Origin of the sequence: Halorubrum sp. SP9, assembly GCF_005435015.1 — an archaeon.
GTDB lineage: Archaea > Halobacteriota > Halobacteria > Halobacteriales > Haloferacaceae > Halorubrum > Halorubrum sodomense.
The window spans coordinates 1-1312 of the sequence record NZ_SGXU01000112.1 but is presented as its reverse complement, the minus strand read 5'-3'; the positions used below and the strand labels follow the sequence as shown (position 1 = coordinate 1312).

Sequence of the window (1312 nt, the reverse complement as noted above, 5' to 3'; positions counted from 1 at the left end):
AGAACATCGTTGGTGTCGTGAGTAGTCGTGCTGCGGCCTCCCCGAATAGCGACGCCGACGAGCAAGAAGCCGATGAGCCGGAGGCGTTCGCGACGTTCTCGAAGGACGAGGTGGAACGCCTCTACGAGGCCGTCTCGAAGGCCGGGGACAAACAAGCGAAGCGTATTCTCCTACAAGCGTACGTGGATGTCGGCTGTAGTCGCTGAAGTCCGCTACGTCGCTGTTGCTCTCTCCCTCGTTTTCGGGTTGTGAATCCGTCCGTGTTCTTCCGGTGTAACCACGTCCAGATTTCCGGGTCTATTGTCCCACTTGACTCCGTTCTTGTGGTGGACGTGATACTGACTCCAATCCTCCACGAAGTTGAGGCCGTTCTCGGAAATAGCGACGAGACGGTGGATGCGAACTTCGAACTGGTCAGCGCAGACGACTTCGTATCCGTCTTCTCTCCAGTAATGATTGGTCGGAGGACTATCTGATAGACCAGCCGGCGGCTCGCGTCCGTCTATCTCGAATTTCCTGAGCCAGTATTCGACCGTCCAGTCGTCACAGCCGAATCGCTCGGCGAGGTTACCAACAGAAAGTCCCTGCTCGACGTGTAACTTCCTGAGCAGTTCCTTGCTGTGCCACGGTCGTTTTCCGTTTCCTGCTTGGTTTCGCGTCTGGATACCGTGCCAGTCGAGCCACCGTTTGATGGTCGGAGTTGAACATCCGAACTCGCGGGCAATTTCGCCCATCGTCATTTGCTTGTCCACGTACAATTCTTCGAGTATCTGCTTGTCTCTGTATTTAGTCATAGCGGGGAGACCTCCAAGAGAAGTCTATGGAGGGTCGCCGTCACTACACGAGTAGCGACGGTGTTACAGTTCGTCAATACGGTTCGCGCCTTGTAGCAAGAGACCGCGCCACGTCAGCCCGTGCTGTTGTTTGATGCGCTGAAGTTCATCGTATTGTTCACCATCCGGTACGTCGATGAAGATTTGATGTTCGGTAGTCATAGCGGGTTAAAATCCGATGACGCCGCTGGTGTGAAGTCGCTCTTAACGGAGCCTTTCACACCGCTGGTACAGCGCGCGCTGTGAATACGAACACACAGACGAACGCGAAGTCAACCAGCCGGGCCTCATCGGTTCGGAACGCGATGGGGTTTCGTTTGCTCACGATACTGGATTTCACAGCGTGCTTTCACAGGGGGAAGTGACCCTTCGGGTCAATACACAACTGCAATCTCCTCCCAGTAACGGGTATTGTCCTCAGTTGCGTGCGCTTTGTCTCGGGCTGTGTCCAAAGGGCTGTCAGTCCCGCGTTGGAAACC

Annotated in this window: 3 protein-coding genes; 2 read left to right on the top strand and 1 reads right to left on the bottom strand. The window is 55.2% G+C overall.

What is annotated here, in order from left to right; all coding sequences use genetic code 11:
* A partial coding sequence (locus EXE45_RS19795; protein WP_158294298.1) for a hypothetical protein occupies positions 1–206 on the top strand: 206 nt, incomplete at its 5' end.
* A 6-nt stretch (positions 207–212) separates the two neighbouring features.
* Here the strand turns inward: EXE45_RS19795 and EXE45_RS16680 are convergent.
* Positions 213–794, bottom strand: coding sequence for an HNH endonuclease (locus EXE45_RS16680; protein ID WP_137694988.1), 582 nt, complete (start codon positions 792–794; stop codon positions 213–215).
* Positions 795–914: 120 nt separating this feature from the next.
* Between EXE45_RS16680 and EXE45_RS20815 the strand changes: the two genes are divergently transcribed.
* Positions 915–1079: a hypothetical protein gene (locus EXE45_RS20815; RefSeq protein WP_158293470.1), complete on the top strand. Its 165-nt coding sequence runs from the start codon at positions 915–917 to the stop codon at positions 1077–1079.
* Positions 1080–1312: the final 233 nt, after the last annotated feature.